Raw genomic sequence first — 22,728 nt, forward strand, 5'->3', positions numbered from 1 at the left:
CGGTGGGCGTTTTCCTTTGCTCCGGTATCGCGAGGCTGGGTTGGTCGCCTGCGCGTAGGCAGACGACAGAGACGAAAGAGTAGTCCTGCAACTGGCTGTGGGGCACAAACGGGCTTAGGGCCGGACTGCACCTATCCCCAAAGGGGTCCAGCCATATCCGCCTCCTCTTTCTCTGCTTTCCTGGGAGCTTCAGTTCCTCGCGCCGCCATATCCGCTCAACCCTCTTATGGTTCACATGCCAGCCGGCATTGTTCAGCACACCAGCCATCACCCGATAGCCATAGCGGCCATATTGCCGGGCCAGATCGATCACATTCACGGTCAGCCGTTCTTTATCAGCTTGGCCTCGCGGGACCTCGCGTTGTGTGGATTGGTGCTGGCCCAGAGTTCGGCAGGCGTGGCGCTCCGATGCCGCTATCGCCATTGCTGACAAGACCACAGCGCTGGATTTTGGGAGTGTCAGCCGCGATATCGACCGCGCAATCCGGAACGCGGAAGATGACGCTGAGGACTCCGTGACGGCCGTATGCGCGACACTGGAAGCAGTCTGCTGATCAATCCTCCTTGAGCTCGGTCAGAGCCTGCCGGCGAAGAAGGGTATCTTTTCGCTCGTGCGTGCCGTTCAGCAGCTGCTTGGACTCTCACCCGGGCGCACGGACCTGCCACGAGCACGAGGAAGCGGATATGGCGCGAGCGTTAACTGGGGGAGCTGACGACTTGGTTTAGATGCGTTGAGCACGAAGGCGTCGACAGGGCGTGCCAGTGGGCTTGCAAAGCGACTTTGCTAGTTTTGTGCATCGCCTCGTGTTGATCGACCTTGAGGACAAAGCAAGAAATCGGTGTGAAATTTACGCTGAAGCGCAAAATTTTGATAATTACGCTACAACGTAAGTTATCGTGAGCCAGGACCGTAGCGGTCTTTGGAGGTCCTACGCCCTTGTGACGCAGTATGACGAGTCCAGTTAACTTTCGCGTGCCAAGTTCGGATCCTCTACACCGCGTTTCTGATTGCTGAACATAAGCAGGCAGCCGTGCCGGACGCGGTGCAATCCACTGTGTATCGGGTGCTGAAGGCGCATGATCTGATCACCCGTCCTGCGTTCATCGTCATCAAGGCAGCCATCTGTCCCAAAAACCCTGACGACGGACACGCGCCATATCATCCGCAAACCCAAGGTAAGATCGAACGATGGCCTCAAACCTTGAAGAACCGCATTTTGCTGGAAAACTACTTCCTTCCGGGTGACCTCGAAGCTCAAATCGAAGCCTTCGTCGATCACTTCAATCACCAATGTTACAATGAGAGCATCAACAACGTCACACCTTCCGACGTCTACTTCGGCCGTGACAAAGCCATTCTAAAACAAAGGGAAAGGATCAAACGAAAGACACTCGAAGCGCGACGCTTGCATCACCGCCAGAACGCCGCGTAATCAAACCAACCAGATGAGCCAAACGCTCTCTTAGTTTGCGCCGCCATTGGTGCCAAAAACCCTGACGACGGACAGGCACCGTCACTCACGCGGACGCATACCGATGCAGATAACTGAAATTTAGCGCGACCGAAGCGGCTTTCAGCCCATAGCTGCTGCCATTGACCAACCAATTAGGATGCCGCGTTGCGGCCCGCCAAACCGGTCGTTCGCTGGAGTACCCCCCTGGGTGGCCCCCAACTGGGATTGTATTGTCCCGTTTGGAATTCATCCCGTTTCTGGTCCGGTCTTCATGCGACCTTTCGGGTTTGTGGGGGTCTTCAACTGTGGCATCAGAGATCATCGCGGCGGCCAAATCTGAGCGATAGGATCGCCTAGCGCTGCCCATTACGACCGCTTGCAATTCTGCTGTGCGGCAGAAGTCATAAAATCACGTCTCAAATCTAAGCAACGTCCAAATTTTCATCGCCCGCCTGAACGCCGCCCCAGATGCCATGAACCCTTTTCATGTAGAGGGCGCATTGTCTGTTGGCCTCGTACCTGTTGGCGTCATCGATCACAGCCTGGTTGAGAGCATCGACGTGGCGCTGCTGGGTATGCAGATACCGCGCGCCATGCGATATGGCCCAGCCAGAGTGGCCGTTCTTCATCGCACACCCTGAAAGCCAAACGTCATCGACGGCCCATAGCACCTTGGGAATATCGAATACTTCGTCGGAAAAGAAGCGAGGCTGGACCATCACACCCCCGACGCCTTCAACCACATCTACATATCCGGAGCGCAGATACTGGTTTCTCCACGGCTTCTCATGACGCCCAAGCTTCGTGCGACCCGTACGAAGCATCGTGCCTAGTTTCCGGATGGTATAACCGGGGTTGAAGTAGCGATGGGTCGAGATGGCTCGTGGGCGCGGTGCGTAGGGATCACCGGCCAAATCGAAGAATGGGAGATTCCATCCCGAAGTGCACAGGGCGTTATCGGGGTGTTTCTGTCTGGCCTTCAAAAACCTCTCCGACCAATCGGGGAGATAGATGCAATCATCATCGCAGAACAAAATATCTGTTTCTGGTTCGTCGCGGAAGTCTTTAATTGCGTGCAACACCTTGGACGCTGGCCCGTAGTCTTCGTCAGTCTGCCGGATCTCCACGCCGCGCGGAACTTGGGGAAGCGAACCGTCGTAGTCCGGGAAACGCCGATAGCGCTTCGGAATGTAGAGGATCACACGATCCGCAGGCGCATTCTGTCCCACCAGAGCTTCAAGGACAGGTTGTAAGCGTTCGAATCTCGATGGGATGGCTGAGAGAGTAATGACATACATTTTGCCTAGTGCGCTCCTAAAGTGAATTTGGGAGCGAGAGACCACGATAGACCAGTGCAATGCAAGTGGCGCAGATGTTGCAGTGGAGCGTGATTATCAGTGCTGACGTCAGACAGAGGTTCGGCAGCGCGTAAGGGCCATTGAGGCCCAGCGAAAGAGGGCGGAACAAAAGCAGAATATTTAGACGGCGCGGGCGCGGCGTCTTGGCTTCCGTCTAAGTCATTGATCTTAAATGGAGGCGAGTACCGGAATCGAACCGGTGTACACGGATTTGCAATCCGCTGCGTAACCACTCCGCCAACTCGCCGTCCGTGGTTTGATTTGGGCCAGATACAACACTGAGCGGGGTGCTGCAAGGCTCCTGCGGGGGCTTATGTGGCGCAATCGTGCGGGGGCGCACCGGGAGGGATGGAATTGTGTGGTGTTGCGCTGATTGGCCGTGTTGCCTCGGCGGGCATTTCATGCAATTCCTCTTGCAAACAAGCAAACTGGTGATTTCCCTTCCCATGAGCCATTTCGACACCCGCCGCACAATGATGGTCGACACGCAGGTTCGCCCGTCGGATGTAACCAAGTTCCCCATTATCCACGCCATGCAGGCCGTGCCACGCGAGGTCTATGTGCCCGACGACAAGCGTGAGGCGGCCTATCTTGGCGATAACCTTGACCTTGTGCCGGGGCGGGTCATCCTTGAACCGCGCACCTTTGCAAAGATGCTCGATGCGCTTGATATCGGGCCTGAGGAGATGGTGCTTGATCTGGGGTGTGGCCTTGGATACTCGGCGGCCGTTCTGGCGCAACTGGCTGACACGGTTGTTGCCGTTGAGGAAGACGAAGCGATGGCGGGCGAGGCCGAAACGACCTTGGCGCGCGAAGGTGTGATGAATGCCGTGGTGCTGACCGGGCCCCTTGCCGAGGGGGCCGCAAAGCATGGGCCTTACGATGTGATCATTGTTGAAGGCGGCATCGAGGTTTTGCCCGAGGCGATCGAGGCCCAGCTAAAAGATGGCGGGCGGATTGCTGTATTGGTGATGGATGGTGCTTTGGGCACGGTAAAAATCGGTCAACGGGTTGGGGATCGGTTGGTGTGGCGTTGGGGCTTCAATGCCGCGGCGCCGGTGCTCAAAGGATTCGAGAAAGAGGCGGCCTTTGCCCTCTAGGGCAGGCCGGGTGACGCCATAACGGCGCAGAACAAAAGATAAGGTGAGATGAGGATGAGCATGTTTGCAGGGTTGAAACGCCGCGCGACCGTTTTAGCCATTTCGGCGGGGCTTGTCATGACCCCCGCTGCCGGTAGTGCCGAAACCCTCGCGGATGCTTTCATCACCGCCTATCGGCACTCCCACATTCTTGATCAGCAGCGTGCGGTCTTGCGGGCGGCAGATGAAGATGTGGCGATTGCCTATTCCTCTCTGCGACCGGTGATTTCCTTTACTGCCGCCGCGTCGTCGAGCGCCCTTGCAAGGCATCACCTCAGCGGCAGCGTGGCGCTTGCCGCCGAGATGACGCTTTATGATAGCGGCGTGACACGGCTTTCTGTCGAAGGGCTCAAGGAAGCGGTTCTGGCGACCCGTGAAGCGCTGATGAACTACGAGCAACAGGTGCTGCTTGCGGCGCTGACCGCTTACATGGATGTAACGGAAGCCTCTGAAACCCTTGCCTTGGAGCAATCCAACGTGCGGCTCACCACGCAACAGCTTCGCGCCGCGCGGGACCGGTTTGAGGTGGGCGAAGTCACCCGCACCGAGGTGGCGCAGGCCGAGGCACAGCTCGCTGCGGCAAAATCAAGCCTTGCGGCGGCAGCCGGCACGTTGGAAGTGGCGCGCGAGAGCTACAGGGTTGCTGTGGGCAGCTACCCAAAGGGGCTGGCTCCGCCGCCCGCATTGCCCAAAATTCCCGCCAGCCTTGATGCCGCACAGGCTGTTGCCGTGCGCACCCATCCGCTGATCCGGCAGGCCCAGCACCAGGTGGCTGCCGCCGAACTGGCCGTGAAGCAGGCTGAAGCGGCGATGAAGTTCTCGGTCAACGCCTCCGCAAGCCTGAAGTTTGACCACGATGGCAACGACGAATCCTCTTACGGGGTCGCGATGACCCAGCCGCTCTATGGCGGCGGGAAGTTCTCGGCGCTAAAGCGCAAGGCGCAGGCCAACCGTGATTCCTCTCGTGCGGCGTTGCTCAGCACCACCCACAACGTGCAACAGCTCGTCGGGGTTTATTGGGCAAACCTGCGGGTTGCCAATGCGCAGCTTCTGGCAACGGACCAGCAGATCAGGGCCGCCAATGTCGCCTATCGGGGGGTGCAGGAGGAGCAGCAGCTTGGCGCCGCGACCACGCTGGATGTGTTGGATGCGCTGCAAGACCTGCTTGATGCCCGCAGCACCCGTATTTCGGCGCGTTCCGGACAATACGTAGCACTTTATTCACTTCTTTCTGCGATGGGTTTGATGACAGTGGAGCATTTGCGCCTTGGTATCCAAACCTATGATCCTGCCGCATATTACAATGCGGTCAAATCCGCGCCTGCGGGGCTTTCCAAGCAGGGCCAGCAGCTTGACCGGGTGCTGGAACGGCTGGGCAAGGAGTAACCGCGCCGCGCCCTTGCCGCGCTGCCTGTTGTGCGCAGAGCTTCAAGACAGTAACCTTTTGCCAGCCTGCGCTGGCTCTGCCGGTCGTGGCGTGTCTCTTGCGCCACGACCGCCAAAAAGCAGGGGCAGGGGAGGGCGCTGTTGCCCTGTGGGCAGAGTAAAGTGGGCTGAGATGGCGCAATACGGGGCGAGGGGCGATCATGGCTGATCCGATGTCGAATGTCGAAATTGAGGATGTGCTGTCGTCGATTCGCCGGCTGGTCTCTGAAAAGCAGAGCCGCCCCGCCGAGGCAGAGGCCACGACGCCGGACGCCGCAAATACCGCTAAAGCGACCGACAATGCCCTGGTCCTGACCCCTGCCTTGCGGGTGGAAGAGACGGCGGCAGAGGCTGAGCCGACTGGTGAGCAGGCCATGGATGCGGGTGCTGTAGCGGAATCCAACGCCAGCGGCGAGGCCTCCAGCGATGAAACAGCCCTGGACCGAGCCTGGGCAGCCGCTGCCGTTGAGGCTGAAGGTGCGCCTGGATTGGCGGACACCGCTGCCGATGAGGAAGATCAAGACCTGCAAATGCGGGTCGAAGAGCTGGAAGCGGCCTTCGAGGGCGGTGATTTCGAGCCGGATGGATCAGAGATCGCCGCAGGTGAGGAACAATTTGAATGGCCGTCTGACGCTGAGGGCGAAGACGGGGTGATTGACCTTTCCACACCGGATGTGCCCTCCGGGCAGATACTGTTCATGCGCTCCCGTGGGGCGAGTGAAGCCTCTGCTGCCGCTGAGGAAATGGCGGGGGAGGTCGACGCGTTGGAACACGCCACGCTTGGTGGTGACGCCGCTCTGCCCGAGGCAGAGGGGGATGAGGCACTGAGCGAGTCGGAGGAGGCGTGGCACAGGGCGTCACAGGCCCCGAACGCGCTTGAAGGGGAGGCGTTGCCAGACCCGGCAGTTGAGCCTGCCACCGAAGAGGTGGACGCCCCTCAGGACTTTGTTTTCCACGCTGCCGCGCGCGATGCGGTAGAGCCTGTGGCGCGGCTCCACCCGGAGCCTGCCGATGCGGAAGATCCGGCACTCGCCGCCTATGATTTGGGTGTGCACACAGGCCCCCGAGCGGCGGCAGAGGCCACGCCTGAGGCGGTGGGTGCGGGCGAGGTGCTTGATGAAGATGACGGCCCTGCGTGGGAGCCTGCGCTTGATGAGGCCGAGGACGGCCTTGACGAGGCGGCCCTGGCGGCCGCGCTGAACGATCCATTGCCCGGCGAGGCCGCGCTGATTGATGAAGCCCGGCTCACTGAACTGGTGTCTGGGATCGTGCGCGAAGAGCTTCGGGGTGCTCTCGGCGAGCGCATTACTCAAAATGTGCGCAAGCTGGTGCGCCGCGAAATACAGCGCGCTCTGGAAACCCGCGGCATTCGCTGAGGCCCTGCGCCCCGTTTTCGGTGGTCCAGAGATGAAAAAGGTCCAGACATGAAAAACGCCGGTCCCCCAGGGCCGGCGTTTCTCATTTGCGATAGAGAAAGAAACTGAAGATCAGGCGGCTTCGGCCTGTTCGGCGGCTTGGCGACGTTCGCTTTCTTCGCGCGACAGCGCAACAGAGGTGCGAACACCTTTACCGACAAATTCCATGAGCCCGCTCACAACCCGCTCGTTAGGGTCGATCCCGGCGCAGCTCAGGACTTCACGGCCATCACGCGACCGCGCCCAACGCGCGATCTGCTCGGGGCCGTTGCCGTATTTCTTGTCATCCGCAATGGCATCATCCAAGGCGGCGAGCACCACAGCTGCGAAGAGCTTGCGAGCGCGGGAGCCTTGTTCGTGGTTGAATGCCGTGCCGTCGACAAAGTCGTTCATGCGATTTCCTTATTGTTCTTGATCTTCGGATATGGCGTGGGGCCGAATATGAAGGTTTTCCCGCGATTCGATATGCCGCCTGGGGAATGGCAGCCATGCACCCGGTGCATAACCATGCGTCACCTCTTACTTGCCGTCGTCGGCTTGTCAGCCATTCAGGGTCAAGATATAGGTGCCGCCCAACCGCTTTCAAGTTTTTCACAAGGGTCTGCCACATGCCGAAGATCAACGGAAACGAGATCCGCCCCGGAAATATCCTGGAGCACAACGATGGCCTTTGGGTCGCTGTGAAGGTGGATCATGTGAAGCCCGGAAAGGGCGGCGCATTTGCCCAGGTCGAGATGAAGAACCTGCGCAACGGCTCCAAGCTGAACGAGCGCTTCCGTTCGGCTGACAAGGTGGAGCGCGTGCGGCTCGAACAGAAGGACCAGCAGTTTCTCTATGAGAGCGACGGGATGCTTGTTTTTATGGACAATGACACGTTTGAGCAGATCGAACTGCCGTCGGATATCCTTGGGGATCGCCGCCCCTTCCTGCAAGATGGCATGACCGTGGTGATCGAGTATTACGATGCCGAGGCGCTGTCGGCCTCGCTGCCGCAGAAGGTGACCTGCAAGGTGGTGGAAACCGAGCCGGTGGTGAAGGGCCAGACAGCGGCCAACAGCTTCAAACCGGCGGTGCTGGACAACGGTGTGAAGGTGATGGTTCCGCCGTTCGTCGGGCAGGATGAAGACATCGTCGTCAACACCGAAACGATGGAATATTCCGAGCGCGCCTGAGCTTGCCCCGTGACGATCAACGCGTGAAAACGGCTAAACATTTCGCTACTTGACGCGACGTGCCACAGCGACGCACCCGGATTTGCTGCCGCTTTTGGCGGTGTTGGCGATGGGCGCGGGGGGTTCAGACCGGCGGCGGTGGGGTTTTGCAAGGTCCTGCAAGGCGCAAAAGTCCTGCAAGGTACAAAACAGGGCCCAATGGTTGCCCCGGCCTGATTGACCCTCCTAAAATCGGTGCTATTGGCGAGGCAACACCCCTGCGGATGAAGGATTGCCTGATGAACACCTACACCCTGACAGTCACCTGCCCCTCGACCCGTGGCATTGTGGCGGCGATTTCCGGCTTTCTGGCCGAGCAGGGCTGCAACATCACCGACAGTGCGCAGTTTGATGATCCGGGCACGGGCACGTTTTTCATGCGCACCAGCTTTGTTTCGGAGGCGGGCAAGACCCCGGAGGCGCTGCACGAGGCGTTTGAAGGGGTGGCGCGGGCCTTTGAGATGGAGTGGGCCATTCATGATGACGCGCACAAGATGAAGGTGCTCATCATGGTTTCGCGGTTTGGCCATTGCCTGAATGATCTGCTTTATCGCTGGCGGATCGGGGCGCTGCCGATCGAGATTGTTGGGGTGATCTCCAACCACATGGATTACCAGAAGGTTGTGGTGAACCACGATATCCCGTTCCATCACATCAAGGTCACCAAGGAAAACAAGCCGCAGGCTGAGGCACAGATCATGCAGGTGGTCGAGGATACCGGGGCCGAACTGATCGTGCTGGCGCGGTACATGCAAATCCTGTCGGATCGGATGTGCCAGCAAATGTCTGGCCGGATCATCAATATCCACCACTCGTTCTTGCCAAGCTTCAAAGGCGCCAACCCCTACAAGCAGGCGTTTGAGCGTGGCGTGAAGTTGATCGGGGCGACGGCGCATTTTGTGACGGCTGATCTTGATGAAGGGCCCATCATTGAGCAGGACACCGTGCGCGTGACCCACGCGCAAAGCTCGGCCGATTACGTGAGCCTTGGCCGGGACGTGGAAGCGCAGGTCCTTGCGCGGGCCATCCACGCCTATATCCACCACCGGGTGCTGCTGAATGGCACCAAAACGGTGGTATTCCCGGCGAGTCCGGGGGGCTATGCCTCGGAGCGGATGGGGTAGGGGGGACCGCCAGAAGAGAGCGAGAGCGGCGCAGGGATGCATTGCACCGCTTGACACTTCGCCCCCCCCACGCCAACCGTTTGACCATGTTCGATATGCGCCCCGTTGGCTATGTGATTGGCCTTCTTTCGGCTGTTCTTGGCCTCATGATGCTGCTGCCCATGGGGCTGGACCTCTACATGGGGAACGGCCAGTGGCCGGTATTTCTTGAGAGTTCGGTGATTACCATCCTGACCGGTGGGTTGCTGGCGCTGGCCTGCGCCAATGGCACGGGGGAGGGGCTGACGATCCGGCAGACCTTTTTGTTGACCACGCTGGTCTGGACGGTATTGCCCCTGTTTGCCTCGCTGCCGTTTGTGTTCGGCGCGACAGAGGCGCGCTTTGTGGATGCCTACTTTGAGTCGATGTCGGGGCTGACCACCACGGGCTCCACGGTTTTTACCGGCCTTGATACTCTCCCGCGTGGCATCCTGTTGTGGCGCGGTATCCTGCAATGGCTTGGCGGCATCGGGATCATCGTTGTGGCGATGGTGTTCCTGCCCGAGTTGAAGGTGGGCGGGATGCAGATATTTCGCTCCGAAGCCTTTGAGACGATGGGGAAGATCCTGCCACGCGCCACCCAGATCGCGGCGCAGATTTCGGTGATCTACATCGGCATAACCCTGGCCTGCATGATCACCTACCTGTTCCTTGGCATGCAGGGGTTTGATGCGGTGGTGCATGCGCTCACCACGGTTTCGACCGGGGGCTTTTCCAATTATGACTCGAGCTTCAGCAAGTTTTCCGGCCCGTCCGAGTATGCGGCTTCGATCTTCATGATCCTCGCGGCGCTGCCTTTTGTACGTTACGTGCAGCTGATCAACGGCTCCGCCGTGCCGCTGTGGCGCGACAGCCAGGTGCGGGTGTTTCTGGCGATCATCGGCCTTCTGGTGCTGGTGACAACGCTGGTTTTGACCTCGATCTTCCCGCATCACTGGGAGAAGGCGATGCGCGAGGCGCTGTTCAACATCACCTCGATCATGTCGGGCACGGGCTATTCCTCGGTGGATTACATGCAGTGGGGCGGCTTTCTGGTGGTGATGTTCTTTTTCATCGGCCTGATCGGTGGTTGCGCCGGGTCAACGGCCTGTTCGGTAAAGATCTTTCGCTACGAACTGCTGTTTGCCTCGATCCGCTCGCAAATCCAAAAGATCCACTCGCCCTCCGGGATATTTACCCCGCGATACGATGGCCGCCCGGTGGGGCAGGACGTGCTTTCATCGGTGATGAGCTTTTTCGTGTTCTTCGTGGTGTCGCTTGGCGGGCTCTCTGTGTTGCTCACCTTCACGGGGCTGGATTTTACCACCTCGGTTTCAGGCGCGGCGACGGCGATTGCCAATATCGGCCCCGGCTTGGGCGACACGATTGGCCCGGCAGGCAACTTTTCCACCCTGAATGACACCGCAAAGTGGCTGCTGACCGCCGGAATGCTGGTGGGGCGGTTGGAGGTGCTTTCCGTCTACGCGCTTTTCACGGTGACCTTCTGGCGCGGTTAAAGCGTGCCGCCAATGACCTGAATCACAGCTTTTGGCTTGGCGCTTTAGGTTTTGCGGGGCTGAAGGACGGTGACTCCGCTTGCGGAGCCACCCGGGTTCATTTCCAGCAGCTTACCAGCACGGTGATGTCTTCGGCGCGCAGCATCAGGTCTTCCGGGGCCATTGCGGTGGCATCATCCGCGACGGCGGGAGACAGCCCGTTGGACGACAGAAACTCAGCGATCGCGGGCACATTGGCGGCAAACTGCACCGCATCGGGCAGCTTGCGTGCGCCGCTGTCATCACGGGCCAGCAACATGCCAAGCACCGCGCCAGAGGCATCAAACACCGGGCCACCGGCATCACCGGGCAGGGTGGGCACATCGAGGCGCTGCATGGTGGTTTGCCCTTCCAGCCCGCGAATATCATCCAGCGTGCCATAGGTGAGGGTGGGCAGCGAGAGAACCTCTTCATAGGAGTAGCCAGCCACCGCGACCTCTGATTTGAGGCGCGGAACCGCATGGGCGAAATGCGCGTATTCCAGCGGCGTCAGCGCGGTGCGGGGGGTGAGCAGGGCAAGGCCGAGCGTGTCGTCTTTTGCTGTCACGTCGGCTTCCACGTCGCTGTCGAGCGTCACCCGGCGACAGGTGCCGAGCACATCGGTGGTGGTGAGCACGCTGCCGGTTTGGTCGACGTAAAAGCCAGAGCGTGAAACCTCGGGTGTGCGAATTTCCAGCCCGGCCATCAGATCTATCCGCTGGTCCTCGCCCCCGTCGCCTGCGCTGTAAGGCAGCACGGCGGCGGTGGGGGTGAAGCTTTCGCGCATTTCGGTCACGATCCGGCCCATCACACGGGCATTTCCGGGCTTCCAGGCCAGGGTAAAGCCCTTCACCCCGCCCGGTGTGAGCACGACATGGGTGTGGCTGTGCAGATCGGCACTTTGCCCGGTGAGGGTAAAGCTGCGGTCCCGGCGATCACGCTCGCCCACGGGTGGCACGATCTCCAAGGTTTGCATGATGTCATAAAGGCCAAACAGGGTGTTCTGGTCGCCGGCCTGAGAGATCAGGATCAGGCGAATGTCATCCTCAGTGGTGCTTTTGTAGTGAACGAAAGGCGGCTCGATCCGGTCAAAGGCGACCGCACCCATCGGGGCGAGCATTTGGATGCCTGCGCGGTCATCCACCAGTTGCGCCATGCCAAGCGCATCAAACGGCGCGCGGTAGGCGGCGATGAGGCGGGCGCGTTGCTGTGTGGTGAGGATGCCGGTTGGCTCGATCCCCTGTGCCTCTTGCCAGGCGGCCATGGAGTTACGGGTGCGGCGGCCAAAGGCGGCGTCAATCGCGCCGTCATAAAAGCCCTCCCACTTCAGGGCCTCTTGCAATTGCATCAGTTGAGCACGGGTGAGTTGCGCTTCCGAGCGGCGCGCCTCACGCGGGGTTTCATCGGGCAGGTTGGCGGGGATCGCGGGCTCAGGCTCGGCCACCACCTGCGCTTCGCCTGCTTCGGCGGCGGCGGTCATGGCGGTTGCATCCGGGGTGGTGGCGGGCGTTATCGGCGCATCGTTGAGCGTGCTGGCCCCAACGGGCCAGAACTGCTGGCGAAAGTCCTGCGGGAAGGCGATGAAGCTATCACCGGGGATCAGCCGCTCACGGCGCAGGGCAGCAAGCTGGCGGTCGGCGTCGGCGCGGGTGAGGGGCCCAATGGCGATTGCATACCAGCCAGAGCGCATCCGGAAGCCCGAGATATTGGGGAAAGCGGCGGCATAGGCGCGGGCGCGGGCCTCGGCTTCGGCAAGGGTTGGCTGCGCCTCAACTTGCAGCCAAACGGTACTTTGCGCCTCCGCCGGGCGCGGTGCTATCAGCAGGGTCGTGAAGGCGAGGGTAAAAACAATAAAAATGCGTGAAGCAAAATGCAGCATTGCGAGAAACGTCCTATTCATCTGCGGGCCGTGAAATGCCATGCCCGTTTGCGTTTGTGACAAGATAGCAGGCGCAACAGCAGGCGCACCCCAATTTTGCGTGTGCGAAGGCGGCGGTGCAGCCCTGCCACAGCTAATCGGTTTGACCGGGGCAGGGCAGGCTACTATTGAAGCGCAGAGCACACCAACAAAGGCGCGAGCAAGCCCATGGCAGAGGCCCAGACGACCGAGAAACCCCGTTCCTTTCAGGAATTGATCCTGCGGTTGCAGAGCTATTGGGCGGCCAAGGGCTGCGCCATTCTGCAACCCTATGACATGGAGGTCGGGGCCGGCACCTTCCACCCCGCCACCACCCTGCGCGCGCTTGGCTCAAAGTCATGGGCCGCCGCCTATGTGCAGCCCTCCCGCCGCCCCACCGATGGGCGCTATGGCGATAACCCCAACCGTTTGCAGCATTATTACCAGTATCAGGTGCTGATCAAACCCTCGCCGCCTGACCTGCAAGAGCTGTATCTTGGTTCGCTCAAGGCCATCGGGATTGATGCCGCCCTGCATGACATCCGCTTTGTCGAGGATGACTGGGAAAGCCCGACCCTTGGCGCCTGGGGGCTGGGCTGGGAGGTGTGGTGTGACGGGATGGAAGTGAGCCAGTTCACCTATTTCCAGCAGGTTGGCGGCCATGATTGCCACCCCGTTTCGGGGGAGTTGACCTATGGCCTTGAACGGCTGGCGATGTATGTGCTGGGCGTCGATCATGTGATGGACATGCCCTACAACGATCCCGAGGCGGATATTGCGCTCAGCTATGGCGACGTGTTTCGCCAGACCGAGGGCGAATATTCGCGCTGGAACTTCGATCTGGCCGATACCGACACGCTGTTTCAGCACTTCAAGGACGCCGAGGCCGAGTGCCAACGCATCCTTGATGCTCCGGCGGATGACCCCAAAACCGGCCGCCGGATCGTGATGGCGCATCCCGCCTACGACCAGTGCATCAAGGCCAGCCATATCTTTAACCTGCTCGATGCGCGCGGGGTGATCTCTGTCACCGAGCGGCAAGCCTATATCGGGCGGGTGCGCACGCTGGCCAAGGCCTGTGCGGATGCCTTTGTGCAAACCGAAGCCGGGGGCTGGCAAGCGGAGCCGGCGGCGGCGCAATGAACGGCAAGATTGCAGCGGGAGTCATCGTGGTGGCAGCCTTCATCGTGGGCGTGGCGGTCTATTACCTCCAGGTTTATGCCTTTTACGAAGAGGTCGAACTGGCCGAAAACGCGCCTGCGGTAGAGCTGACCTCGCTGATGAGCGGCGCGCCCGAGGAGATCATCGCAGAGAACTTCGAAGCGATTGACGCCGATAGCTCGCCGATCCGCTACCGGGCCTGTTTCACCACGCCGATGAGCCATTCGATGCTCACCGAAACCTATGAGCCTTATGAGGGCGCGGTGCCGCTCACCGGGCCGGGCTGGTTTGAGTGCTATGACGCGGCGGTGGTTGGCGCGGCGCTGGAAAGTGGCGCGGCGTTGGCCTTTGTTGGCCAGCGAGACATTGAATACGGCATCGACCGGGTGGTTGCGATCACCGAGGACGGGCATGGCTACATCTGGCACCAGATCAACACATGCGGTCAAACCGTGTATGACGGAAAGCCGCCGCCGCCGGGGTGCCCACCCCCACCGGGCGAGGGCGACAATGCGGCAAGCGACGACACAGAGGCAGAGATGCCGCAGGAAGGCGAGTGATGGCTGATCTTCTCATCGAACTTTTCTCCGAGGAAATCCCGGCGCGGATGCAGGCACGGGCCGCGAAGGACTTGCAAAAGCTGGTCACAGACGGGCTGGTCGAAGCCGGGTTGACCTATGGCGGCGCACATGCGTTTTCAACGCCGCGCCGCCTGGCGCTTGCGGTTGAAGACCTCCCCGCGATGAGCCCGGCAACGCGCGAAGAGCGCAAAGGCCCGCGCGTAGACGCCCCCGAAAAGGCGCTGGAGGGCTTTTTGCGCTCAACCGGCCTCAGCCGTGAGCAGCTTGAAGAGCGGGACGACAAAAAGGGCCGCGTGTTTTTTGCGGTGATCGAAAAGCCGGGCCGCCCCGCCGAAGAGATCATTGCCGAGGTGCTGGAAGCCGCCATTCGCAACTTCCCGTGGCCAAAATCCATGCGCTGGGGCGCGGGCAGCCTGCGCTGGGTGCGCCCATTGCACTCTATCCTTTGCATTTTGAGCGATGAGGCCGGGACAAATGTGGTGCCAATGGAGGTTGACGGGATCAGCGCCGGTGACACCACCAAAGGCCACCGTTTCCTGGCGCCTGCGTCATTTTCGGTAAGCTCTTTCGAGGATTACGAGGCGAAGTTGAAGCGCGCCCATGTGATCCTGTCCGCCGCTGAGCGGGCTGAAACCATTGCGCATGACGCCGAACAACTGGCCTTTGCCAAGGGGTTGCAACTGGTTGAGGACAAGGGGTTGCTCGCCGAGGTATCCGGCCTTGTTGAGTGGCCGGTCGTGCTGCTGGGTGACGTTGCCGAAGATTTCCACGGCTTGCCGCCGGAAGTGCTGCAAACCTCGATGAAAGAGCATCAAAAGTTCTTTTCGGTGCGCGATGCCGCCAAGGGCCAGATCGTGAGCTTCGTGACCGTCGCCAATATGGAGGCCGCCGACCAGGGCGCAACTATCCTTGCCGGCAACCAAAAAGTGCTGGCGGCGCGGCTCTCGGATGCCAAGTTTTTCTGGGAGAATGACCTGCGCGTTGCCCAAAGCGAAGGGCTAGAAGCCTGGACCGCGCGGCTGGAAAACGTGACCTTCCACAACAAGCTCGGCAGCCAAGCCGCCCGGATTGAGCGGATCGCCGCCCTTGCCGCAACGCTGGCCCCGATGGTGGGCGCGGATCGTGCCCTTGCCACGCAGGCGGCCAAGGTTGCCAAGGCCGACCTCAGCTCTGAGATGGTTTATGAATTCCCCGAACTTCAGGGGCTTATGGGCCGCTATTACAGCAAGGCGGCGGGCCTTCCCGATGAGGTCGCTATCGCCTGTGAGGAGCACTACTCACCGCTCGGCCCCTCGGATTCCGTGCCCACAGCACCGGTTTCGGTGGCGGTTTCTCTGGCGGACAAGCTCGACACGCTCACTGGCTTCTGGGCGATCGACGAAAAGCCGACCGGCAGCAAAGACCCCTTCGCCCTGCGCCGCGCCGCTCTGGGGGTGATCCGGCTCGTGCTTTCCAACGGGTTGCGTGTGCATCTTGATCGGGTGATTGACGCGCAACTGCTGCGCCACGAGATCGAAGAGGGCGACGAGAAAAAGCAGGCCCTGCTTGCGGCCGTACTGGACGAAATCGCCCATCACGGGGTGTTTGGCGCGGCTGTGCGGGCGCTGATTGACAAGATCGAAGGCGATGCGCCCGCGTGGGTTGGGCAGGTGACAGCCCATCTGCCTGACACCTCTGATGACCTCCTCGCCTTTATCCACGATCGCCTGAAGGTGCACCTGCGCGACCAGGGCATCCGCCATGATGTGATCGACGCCTGCCTTGCCATGCCGCACAATGATGATCTGACGCTGCTGGTTTCGCGCGCCGAGGCTTTGCAGGCCTTTTTGGGCACCGAGGACGGGGAAAACCTGGTTCAGGGCTTCAAACGCGCCAACAATATCCTCAGTCAGGCGGAAGCGGCTGATGGGGTGGAGTATTCCTTCGGCCCCGAGGCGAAACTGGCCGAAGCGGCCGAGGAAAAGGCGCTGTTCGCGGCTCTGGATGCCGCCGAACCCGCCATCGCCAGCGCCCTCAAGGCCGAGGATTTTGCCGCCGCCATGGCCCGCATCGCCGCCCTGCGTGCGCCGATTGATGCCTTTTTCGAGGGCGTTCAGGTGAATGCCGAGAGCGAAGTTTTGCGTCGCAACAGGCTCAATCTGCTGCACCGCACACGGCAGGTGTGCTCCCAAGTGGCGGATTTGTCGCGTTTGGAGGGCTAATTTGAGCCTTGAATGAATGATAGCGTTAACCCGCGCCTAACGTCCTCTTGCCAGATGACGGATGAAGGCTATGCTCCCCCGGCAGAAGGGATTGCTGCATTGCAGAAAATCGCGAACATATCCGTATATGCGGAAATCACGCCGGAAGCGCCAATGCACGGGTCCACCCATGGTGGGCGCGCCAAATGTTTGCAGCGGTTGATCCGCTTGGGGTTGCCCGTGCCGCGCACCGTGGCGCTGTCTTTCGATCAGGTTCACCGGCTCGCTTCGGGCGGCCCCAGCCTTGACGCGGGCAAGCTGCTGGCCGTGTTTGGTGACACACCTCTGCTCTGCGTGCGCCCCTCCAGCCAGGACCCTGATTGGGGCGGGCCGGGGGCGATCCTGAACATCGGGATGAACGACCACCGCCATCTGGAGCTCAGCCAAACGCTGGGCGATGAGGCGGCTTCGATGCTCTATCTGCGGTTCATCCAATCCTATGCGGCGCATGTCGCCCGCCTCGATGCCGATGCCTTTGACCTCAGCGAAGATGACCCGACGACGCGCCTGAAGCGTGTGCTTGAAACCTATGAAGAAGAGGCCGATGAGCCTTTTCCGCAAGACCCGAAAGTGCAGCTTCTGGAGGTGCTTCGCTCAATGGCGCGGGCGTGGGAAGGCACAACGGCGCGGCTGCTGCGCCAGGCACGTGGCGCCCCCACCGATGCGGGCCTTGGCCTTGTGGTGCAGGAAATGTCGCTTGGGGTTGGCCCCGGTGAAAGCGGCTCGGGCGTTATCCGCTTTGTTGATGGCGTGACCGGCAAGCGCGCCGTTTCAGGCCGTTACCTGCGGCAGAGCTTCCTGCGCGATGCGCTATCGGCCAACGGCGGGGCGCTTTACCTGCTGAAGGATGAGCGTGGCCCGTCGCTTGAAGATGAGCAGCCCGAAATCTTTGACCAGCTGACAGAAATGGCCGAGATCTGCCGCGCGCGGTTGCGCGAGGAAATGGAGATCGAGTTTACCCTTGAGCAGGGGCGGCTGCGGGTGCTGGATGCGGTGCGGGTGTCGCGCAGCCCGCGCGCCGCCCTGAAAATCGCGGTGGCCTTGGCCGAAGACGGGATCATCAGCCGTGAAGAGGCGGTTTTGCGGGTTGAGCCACGCGCCCTGCCAGAGCTTTTGCACCCGCAAATCAACCCTACGGCCAAGCATGAAACCCTGGTGCGCGGGATCGCCGCCTCGCCCGGTGCCGCAGTGGGCAAACTGGTGTTTTCGGCCCAGGCCGCGCAGGCCAGCGCGGCACAGGGCGAGCCTTGCATTCTGGTGCGGCGCGAAACCACGCCGGAGGATATTCGCGGGATGCATGTGGCCAACGGCATCCTCACCGAACGTGGCGGGATGACCTCACACGCGGCGGTGATCGCCCGTGGCCTTGGGCTGCCTTGCATCGTTGGGGCCATTGGCATCCGTCTTTCGACCCGTGGCAAAACCCTGCGCACCCCCGAGGGGCTGGTTTTGCATGAGGGCGAGACGGTGACAATTGATGGCTCCTCGGGGCGAGTGCTGGCGGGCGATGTGGACATGCTCGAACCGGCGCTCGACGAGGCCTTCCAATCCTTGCTGAACTGGGCTGATGACGTGCGCGATATCGGGGTTCGCGCCAACGCCGATACCCCGGCAGATGCGCAAACGGCGCGGATGTTCAAGGCCGAAGGCATTGGCCTCTGCCGCACCGAGCATATGTTCTTCGAAGAGGGGCGCATGATGGTGATGCGCGAGATGATCTTTGCAAACAGCGAGGCCGATCGCCGTGCCGCGCTGGACCAGCTTTTGCCGATGCAGCGCGAGGATTTCACCCAGCTGTTCTCCATCATGACGGGCCAGCCGGTGTGCATCCGCTTGTTTGATCCGCCCCTGCATGAGTTTTTGCCCTCGGATCGGGAAGGGATGCGGGCGCTGGCCGAGGTGCTGGACCTGCCGCTTTCGGATGTGATCCACCGGGTTGAGGCGCTGGCGGAGTTCAACCCGATGCTGGGCCTGCGCGGGGTGCGCCTTGGCGTGACCCTGCCCGAGATTTACGACATGCAAGCGCGCGCGATCTTTGAAGCCACGGTCGCCGCAGGCAAAAGCGGCGATCCGGTGGTGCCGGAAATCATGCTGCCGCTCGTGTCTGCCCGCCGCGAGGTTGAGCTGATCAAGACCCGGATTGATGCCGTGGCCGCCGCCGTTCACAATGAAACAGGGGCCGAGTTTGATTATCACCTCGGTGTCATGGTCGAAACGCCGCGTGCGGCTCTGCGGGCGGGCGATATCGCGGGCCACGCGACATTCCTCAGCTTTGGCACAAACGATCTGACCCAGATGACCTATGGTTTGAGCCGCGATGACGCGGGCCGCTTCATGGGGGCCTATGTTCAGCAACAGGTCTTCCCCGAAGACCCGTTCCATACGCTCGATCAGGAGGGTGTGGGGGAGCTTTTGATGCTTGGGGCCGAGCGTGCCCGCGCTGCACGTCCGGGGGTGACGATTTCGGTCTGTGGTGAGCATGGCGGAGACCCCGATACCATCGCCTTCTGTCGCGCCGCCGGGTTTGACTATGTGAGTTGCTCGCCGTTCCGTGTGCCTGTCGCCAGACTGGCCGCCGGGCACCTGGCGATTCGCTCCAGAATGGATGAGGTCCGCGACCCAATCGTGTAAGTTTTCCACAAAATTTACTCATATTATCCACGAAACTGCGGCCAATCTACGCCGTTCCCTGCTGATTGTTTCCACCTTGGCGACAAGCACTGGACAGACCCTGCCTTGATCCGCTATCGCCCTCCTCGGCTTGGCACGAGCCTGGGACGTGCCGCTTGAAACGAGACTGAAATGCTTGGACTGCGCCGGATCCCCCTCGCGCTGGCCGCCATCTTTTGTGGCATGGCCATGGCTCACACACCCGCAAAGGCAGAGGTGATCCTCTCAACGGCAACCGTGCCGACCGATGTGATCCCCAATGATTATGATGCACCCGCCGACCCGGTGCTTGACGCCCGGCTCGACGATTTGCTGGGCCAGGAACGCCGCGCTTTCCGCGCGGTTCCGGGCAAGCGCATCAAGCGGTTGTCTTCCACACCAAAGGGGGCCATCGCCAAACCGGGCAGTGTGGCCGTTATCTATTCACGCCGTTGGGTCGATCAACAGCCCGTTGTCACCAAGGGGGGGGCTGAATGGCAGTGCCTCACCGAAGCGCTCTACCACGAGGCGCGCGGTGAAACGGTGAAGGGCCAGTTTGCGGTTGCCGAAGTGATCTTGAACCGGGCCAAATCGGGGCTTTACCCCAATACGGTGTGCGGCGTGATCCATCAGGGCACCGGCAAGCGATACCAGTGCCAGTTTACCTACACCTGCGATGGCCTGTCGGACAAGGTCCGCGAAAAGGCAGCCTTCGCCCGCAGCGGAAAGATCGCCTGGCTGATGCTGAAAGGTGCGCCTCGCAACCTGACCGGCGGCGCGACCCACTATCACACCAACGCCGTGAACCCGCGCTGGGCCCGCACCTTCCCGCGCACCGCGCATATCGGCGTGCATTACTTCTACCGCCACCCGCGTTCCTGACGCGCGGGCGGTGGCCATGCGTTGCAGGCAACGGTGCCCTAAAACATTCTATTTCACGCATATTTGACTGGAATCCGACCCTGCGGCGCGGATAGGGTCAAGCCAAATCGCGCAGCAGAAACAAGAGGCCCATATGTTCCCCAAAATGATCACCCGCCGTGGCCTTCTGGCCGGCACGGCAGCCTTGACAGCAAGCGCTGCCGCCAGCCCGCTTCTGGCCGAAACACTTGATCCCAATTCGGTTCGCAGCCAGGATTCGGTGCGCCGCAATACCTCGTCCTTCGAAAGCCAGGATTGGCGCGACCATTTTGACACTCTCGGCAAGGCGACCATCGTTTGCGACACGGTCAGCCGCGCGCTGCATTTCTGGTCGGGCGATGGCAGCACCTACAAGGTTTATCCCACCTCGGTGCCGCTGACCGACGAGATGAAGCGCACCGGCTACACCAAGATCGTGCGCAAGCGCGTTGGCCCGGACTGGACGCCAACCGCCTCGATGAAGAAGCGTGACCCGAACCTGCACTACATGCCTCCGGGGCCGGATAACCCGCTTGGCACCCACGCGATGTACCTGAGCTGGCCCGCCTACCTGATCCACGGCACTCACGACACACGCAAAATTGGCCGCCGCTCCTCGTCGGGCTGCATTGGCACCTATAACGAGCTGATCGCGGAGCTGTTCGAGCTGACGCCGGTTGGCACGCAGGTGCGCGTCATCTGAGTGATTGATCTCCCCTTTGGGCCGTGACAAGAGGCGAGGCATGGATGAAACCAGCCTCGCCTTTTCTTCTTTGGAGGACCGCGCCCAAGCGATGGGCGCAAGGGATCGGATCGCCCTGAGAGACTATGTTTGCGAGGTCGAGATCGGGGCATACCACGAGGAACGCGGCCAGCAGCAGCGGCTGAAGTTTGACGTGGTGGTCGAGGTCGTCCTCGGAGAGGCGCCGCTGGACGACGATGTTGACCGGATCGTCAGCTATGACACGCTTGTTGATGCGATTGACGGTGCCTTGAAGGCCGAGCGCCTTGAGTTGCTGGAAACGCTGGCCGAGCGGGTGGCGGCAACGGTTTTGAAAGAGCCGAGGGCTGCGCGGGTTTTCATCCGGATCCAAAAGCTTGATCGCGGCGATTACACCCTGGGCGTTGAGATCGTGCGCGGCCGGGGTGAAACGCGGGCCGAGTTGGCGCATGACCTAAAGCGCCCTGTTGTGGTGTTTGTCAGCAGCGCCGCCCTGGGCGATGCCCGGCTTGGCGGGTGGCTGGAACAATGTGCCGTGGCGGGGCAGCCTGTGATACTGGCCCCCGATGCCGCAGAGCGGCCAGAGGCGTTGGGCGAGCAGGCTTCGGCGCGGGTTGCCTTGCTTTCGATGGAGCAAAACGCCTGGGTTTTGGCGGGGCGCGATGCGCGCTGTGTGGTGGCCGGATCGCGCAGCGAGCTGAGTTGGTGCATCGCTCGGGGCAATCTGGCGGTATGGGCCCCTTCAAAAATGGTGCTCGCGGGCGTAGATGTGCCTTCGGGCGGGGCCGAAGACCTTGCCCGCTGGTTTGCCGCCCGCGTCAATGCCTCGCAGTTTCTGGCGCTGGGTGGGAACAGTCCCGACAGGCTGGAGCTTGCCCCATGATGGCCGCGCCGCACCGCTATATCCGCCCCCTCGTGATGGTCGACCCCGCCCGCCCGGAGGGCGCGCTGACGCTCGCAAATGGCTGGGGGCGGTTCACCCACGTTGAAGTGCTGGCGCGCAACGCGGCCCCAACGGTGCAGCCTGTGACTGCCCTCACCGAGGCCGAGCGCCACGCCCTTACCGCGCCGCGCAAGGATGTGGCGGGCCTGTCCATGGATCGCCCGCGCATCATGGCGATCCTCAACGTCACACCCGATAGCTTTTCTGACGGGGGGCGGTTTGATGGGCCGGAGGCGGCGGTTGCCGAGGCGCGGCGCATGGCGCGGGTGTCGGACATGCTCGACATCGGTGGCGAAAGCACGCGCCCCGGCGCCGCAGAGGTGCCGGTGGCCGAAGAGATTGCCCGCACCTGCCCGGTGATTGCCGCGCTGCGGCGTGAAGGGGTGAGCACGCCCATCTCGGTTGATACCCGCAAGGCCGCCGTGGCCGAAGCTGCGCTGGCGGCGGGGGCGGATATGGTCAACGATGTGTCCGCCATGCGCTATGATCCCAAGATCGCCCAGATCACCGCAAAGGCCAATGCACCGATCTGCCTGATGCACAGCCAAGGCACGCCCGACACCATGCAGCACAACCCGCGCTACCAGGATGTGGTGCTCGATGTGTATGACCACCTTGCCAACCAGATCGCCGCCGCCGAGGCCGCCGGGATTGATCGCGGGCGGATCATTGCCGATCCCGGAATCGGCTTTGGCAAGACGGTGGAGCACAACCTCGCCTTGCTGGCCCGCCTTTCCCTGTTTCATTCATTGGGGTGCCCGGTGCTGCTTGGGGTGTCGCGCAAGCGGTTCATCGGCACCATCGGCGAAGCTGACACCGCGTCAGACCGAATGCCAGGCTCACTGGCCCTCGCGGTGCTTGCCGCGCGGGAGGGGGTGCAGCTATTACGGGTGCATGACGCAGATGAAACGCGCCAGGGGCTAAGCCTTGCCATGGCGCAGTGGGGTCTTTGAGGGG

Annotated in this window: 17 protein-coding genes, 1 tRNA gene and 2 pseudogenes; 15 read left to right on the forward strand and 5 right to left on the reverse strand. The window is 61.4% G+C overall.

Features of this window, described 5'->3' with window-relative positions:
- Positions 1–148: 148 nt before the first annotated feature.
- Positions 149–409, reverse strand: a pseudogene (locus P1U55_RS01040) (IS3 family transposase); the annotation flags it as partial.
- 643 nt (positions 410–1,052) lie between these two features.
- On the opposite strand from P1U55_RS01040, the pseudogene P1U55_RS01045 reads away from it, so the two are divergent.
- A pseudogene (locus tag P1U55_RS01045) lies at positions 1,053–1,433 on the forward strand (integrase core domain-containing protein); the annotation flags it as partial.
- 443 nt (positions 1,434–1,876) lie between these two features.
- On the opposite strand, the gene P1U55_RS01050 reads toward P1U55_RS01045, so the two are convergent.
- Both P1U55_RS01050 and P1U55_RS01055 read right to left on the reverse strand, forming a co-directional pair.
- Positions 1,877–2,752 carry a glycosyltransferase family A protein gene (locus P1U55_RS01050; RefSeq protein ID WP_301045610.1) on the reverse strand — a complete coding sequence of 292 codons (876 nt, stop codon included), beginning with the start codon at positions 2,750–2,752 and terminating at the stop codon, positions 1,877–1,879.
- A 233-nt stretch (positions 2,753–2,985) separates the two neighbouring features.
- Positions 2,986–3,059 (reverse strand) — tRNA-Cys (locus tag P1U55_RS01055).
- Positions 3,060–3,258: 199 nt separating this feature from the next.
- Between P1U55_RS01055 and P1U55_RS01060 the strand changes: the two genes are divergently transcribed.
- The 3 genes from P1U55_RS01060 to P1U55_RS01070 all read left to right on the forward strand — a co-directional run bounded on the left by P1U55_RS01060 (position 3,259) and on the right by P1U55_RS01070 (position 6,752).
- Positions 3,259–3,912 carry a protein-L-isoaspartate O-methyltransferase gene (locus P1U55_RS01060; protein WP_301045611.1) on the forward strand — a complete coding sequence of 218 codons (654 nt, stop codon included), beginning with the start codon at positions 3,259–3,261 and terminating at the stop codon, positions 3,910–3,912.
- Positions 3,913–3,966: 54 nt separating this feature from the next.
- Positions 3,967–5,337: a TolC family outer membrane protein gene (locus P1U55_RS01065; RefSeq protein WP_301045612.1), complete on the forward strand. Its 1,371-nt coding sequence runs from the start codon at positions 3,967–3,969 to the stop codon at positions 5,335–5,337.
- A 200-nt stretch (positions 5,338–5,537) separates the two neighbouring features.
- Complete coding sequence (locus P1U55_RS01070) at positions 5,538–6,752, forward strand: hypothetical protein (protein WP_301045613.1); 1,215 nt, start codon at positions 5,538–5,540, stop codon at positions 6,750–6,752.
- Positions 6,753–6,863: 111 nt separating this feature from the next.
- Here P1U55_RS01070 and P1U55_RS01075 read toward each other — a convergent pair whose 3' ends face one another.
- Complete coding sequence (locus tag P1U55_RS01075; RefSeq protein ID WP_301045614.1) at positions 6,864–7,184, reverse strand: DUF6280 family protein; 321 nt, start codon at positions 7,182–7,184, stop codon at positions 6,864–6,866.
- 215 nt (positions 7,185–7,399) lie between these two features.
- Here P1U55_RS01075 and efp point away from each other — a divergent pair, with 215 nt between their 5' ends.
- The 3 genes from efp to P1U55_RS01090 all read left to right on the forward strand — a co-directional run bounded on the left by efp (position 7,400) and on the right by P1U55_RS01090 (position 10,661).
- Positions 7,400–7,963, forward strand: a complete 564-nt coding sequence (gene efp, locus P1U55_RS01080; protein ID WP_301045615.1) for an elongation factor P — start codon at positions 7,400–7,402, stop codon at positions 7,961–7,963.
- A gap of 278 nt (positions 7,964–8,241) precedes the next feature.
- Complete coding sequence (gene purU / locus P1U55_RS01085; protein ID WP_301045616.1) at positions 8,242–9,126, forward strand: formyltetrahydrofolate deformylase; 885 nt, start codon at positions 8,242–8,244, stop codon at positions 9,124–9,126.
- 86 nt (positions 9,127–9,212) lie between these two features.
- Positions 9,213–10,661 carry a TrkH family potassium uptake protein gene (locus P1U55_RS01090; protein ID WP_301045617.1) on the forward strand — a complete coding sequence of 483 codons (1,449 nt, stop codon included), beginning with the start codon at positions 9,213–9,215 and terminating at the stop codon, positions 10,659–10,661.
- A gap of 97 nt (positions 10,662–10,758) precedes the next feature.
- On the opposite strand, the gene P1U55_RS01095 is transcribed toward P1U55_RS01090, so the two are convergent.
- Positions 10,759–12,558: a serine protease gene (locus tag P1U55_RS01095; protein ID WP_301045618.1), complete on the reverse strand. Its 1,800-nt coding sequence runs from the start codon at positions 12,556–12,558 to the stop codon at positions 10,759–10,761.
- Between the two features lie 207 nt (positions 12,559–12,765).
- On the opposite strand from P1U55_RS01095, the gene P1U55_RS01100 reads away from it, so the two are divergent.
- The 8 genes from P1U55_RS01100 to folP all read left to right on the forward strand — a co-directional run bounded on the left by P1U55_RS01100 (position 12,766) and on the right by folP (position 22,724).
- Entirely contained in the window at positions 12,766–13,719 is a 954-nt protein-coding gene (locus P1U55_RS01100; RefSeq protein ID WP_301045619.1) for a glycine--tRNA ligase subunit alpha, read from the forward strand.
- Positions 13,716–14,297 (forward strand): DUF6446 family protein, encoded by a 582-nt coding sequence (locus tag P1U55_RS01105; protein WP_301045620.1) that lies wholly within the window; start codon positions 13,716–13,718, stop codon positions 14,295–14,297. The genes P1U55_RS01100 and P1U55_RS01105 overlap by 4 nt, the downstream gene beginning before the upstream one ends.
- Positions 14,297–16,519: a glycine--tRNA ligase subunit beta gene (glyS, locus tag P1U55_RS01110; RefSeq protein WP_301045621.1), complete on the forward strand. Its 2,223-nt coding sequence runs from the start codon at positions 14,297–14,299 to the stop codon at positions 16,517–16,519. Before P1U55_RS01105 ends, glyS begins: the two co-directional genes overlap by 1 nt.
- 153 nt (positions 16,520–16,672) lie before the next feature.
- Complete coding sequence (locus P1U55_RS01115) at positions 16,673–19,189, forward strand: putative PEP-binding protein (RefSeq protein ID WP_301045622.1); 2,517 nt, start codon at positions 16,673–16,675, stop codon at positions 19,187–19,189.
- A gap of 228 nt (positions 19,190–19,417) precedes the next feature.
- The gene (locus tag P1U55_RS01120; RefSeq protein WP_301045623.1) at positions 19,418–20,089 is read left to right on the forward strand and encodes a cell wall hydrolase; all 672 of its coding nucleotides are present in this window, start codon (positions 19,418–19,420) and stop codon (positions 20,087–20,089) included.
- A 133-nt stretch (positions 20,090–20,222) separates the two neighbouring features.
- The gene (locus tag P1U55_RS01125; RefSeq protein ID WP_301045624.1) at positions 20,223–20,810 is read left to right on the forward strand and encodes a L,D-transpeptidase; all 588 of its coding nucleotides are present in this window, start codon (positions 20,223–20,225) and stop codon (positions 20,808–20,810) included.
- 40 nt (positions 20,811–20,850) lie between these two features.
- The gene (locus P1U55_RS01130) at positions 20,851–21,711 is read left to right on the forward strand and encodes a dihydroneopterin aldolase (RefSeq protein WP_301045625.1); all 861 of its coding nucleotides are present in this window, start codon (positions 20,851–20,853) and stop codon (positions 21,709–21,711) included.
- Entirely contained in the window at positions 21,708–22,724 is a 1,017-nt protein-coding gene (folP, locus tag P1U55_RS01135; protein WP_301045626.1) for a dihydropteroate synthase, read from the forward strand. The genes P1U55_RS01130 and folP overlap by 4 nt, the downstream gene beginning before the upstream one ends.
- Positions 22,725–22,728 lie beyond the last annotated feature (4 nt).

The sequence above is a fragment of the Vannielia sp. genome, assembly GCF_029212645.1.
Classification (GTDB): domain Bacteria; phylum Pseudomonadota; class Alphaproteobacteria; order Rhodobacterales; family Rhodobacteraceae; genus Vannielia.

Coding starts and splice junctions, on each gene's coding strand:
- P1U55_RS01050 (WP_301045610.1), bottom strand. CDS start 2,752: ATGTATGTCATTACTCTCTCAGCCATCCCATCGAGATTCGAACGCTTA.
- P1U55_RS01060 (WP_301045611.1), top strand. CDS start 3,259: ATGAGCCATTTCGACACCCGCCGCACAATGATGGTCGACACGCAGGTT.
- P1U55_RS01065 (WP_301045612.1), top strand. CDS start 3,967: ATGAGCATGTTTGCAGGGTTGAAACGCCGCGCGACCGTTTTAGCCATT.
- P1U55_RS01070 (WP_301045613.1), top strand. CDS start 5,538: ATGGCTGATCCGATGTCGAATGTCGAAATTGAGGATGTGCTGTCGTCG.
- P1U55_RS01075 (WP_301045614.1), bottom strand. CDS start 7,184: ATGAACGACTTTGTCGACGGCACGGCATTCAACCACGAACAAGGCTCC.
- efp (WP_301045615.1), top strand. CDS start 7,400: ATGCCGAAGATCAACGGAAACGAGATCCGCCCCGGAAATATCCTGGAG.
- purU (WP_301045616.1), top strand. CDS start 8,242: ATGAACACCTACACCCTGACAGTCACCTGCCCCTCGACCCGTGGCATT.
- P1U55_RS01090 (WP_301045617.1), top strand. CDS start 9,213: ATGTTCGATATGCGCCCCGTTGGCTATGTGATTGGCCTTCTTTCGGCT.
- P1U55_RS01095 (WP_301045618.1), bottom strand. CDS start 12,558: ATGCTGCATTTTGCTTCACGCATTTTTATTGTTTTTACCCTCGCCTTC.
- P1U55_RS01100 (WP_301045619.1), top strand. CDS start 12,766: ATGGCAGAGGCCCAGACGACCGAGAAACCCCGTTCCTTTCAGGAATTG.
- P1U55_RS01105 (WP_301045620.1), top strand. CDS start 13,716: ATGAACGGCAAGATTGCAGCGGGAGTCATCGTGGTGGCAGCCTTCATC.
- glyS (WP_301045621.1), top strand. CDS start 14,297: ATGGCTGATCTTCTCATCGAACTTTTCTCCGAGGAAATCCCGGCGCGG.
- P1U55_RS01115 (WP_301045622.1), top strand. CDS start 16,673: ATGCACGGGTCCACCCATGGTGGGCGCGCCAAATGTTTGCAGCGGTTG.
- P1U55_RS01120 (WP_301045623.1), top strand. CDS start 19,418: ATGGCTCACACACCCGCAAAGGCAGAGGTGATCCTCTCAACGGCAACC.
- P1U55_RS01125 (WP_301045624.1), top strand. CDS start 20,223: ATGTTCCCCAAAATGATCACCCGCCGTGGCCTTCTGGCCGGCACGGCA.
- P1U55_RS01130 (WP_301045625.1), top strand. CDS start 20,851: ATGGATGAAACCAGCCTCGCCTTTTCTTCTTTGGAGGACCGCGCCCAA.
- folP (WP_301045626.1), top strand. CDS start 21,708: ATGATGGCCGCGCCGCACCGCTATATCCGCCCCCTCGTGATGGTCGAC.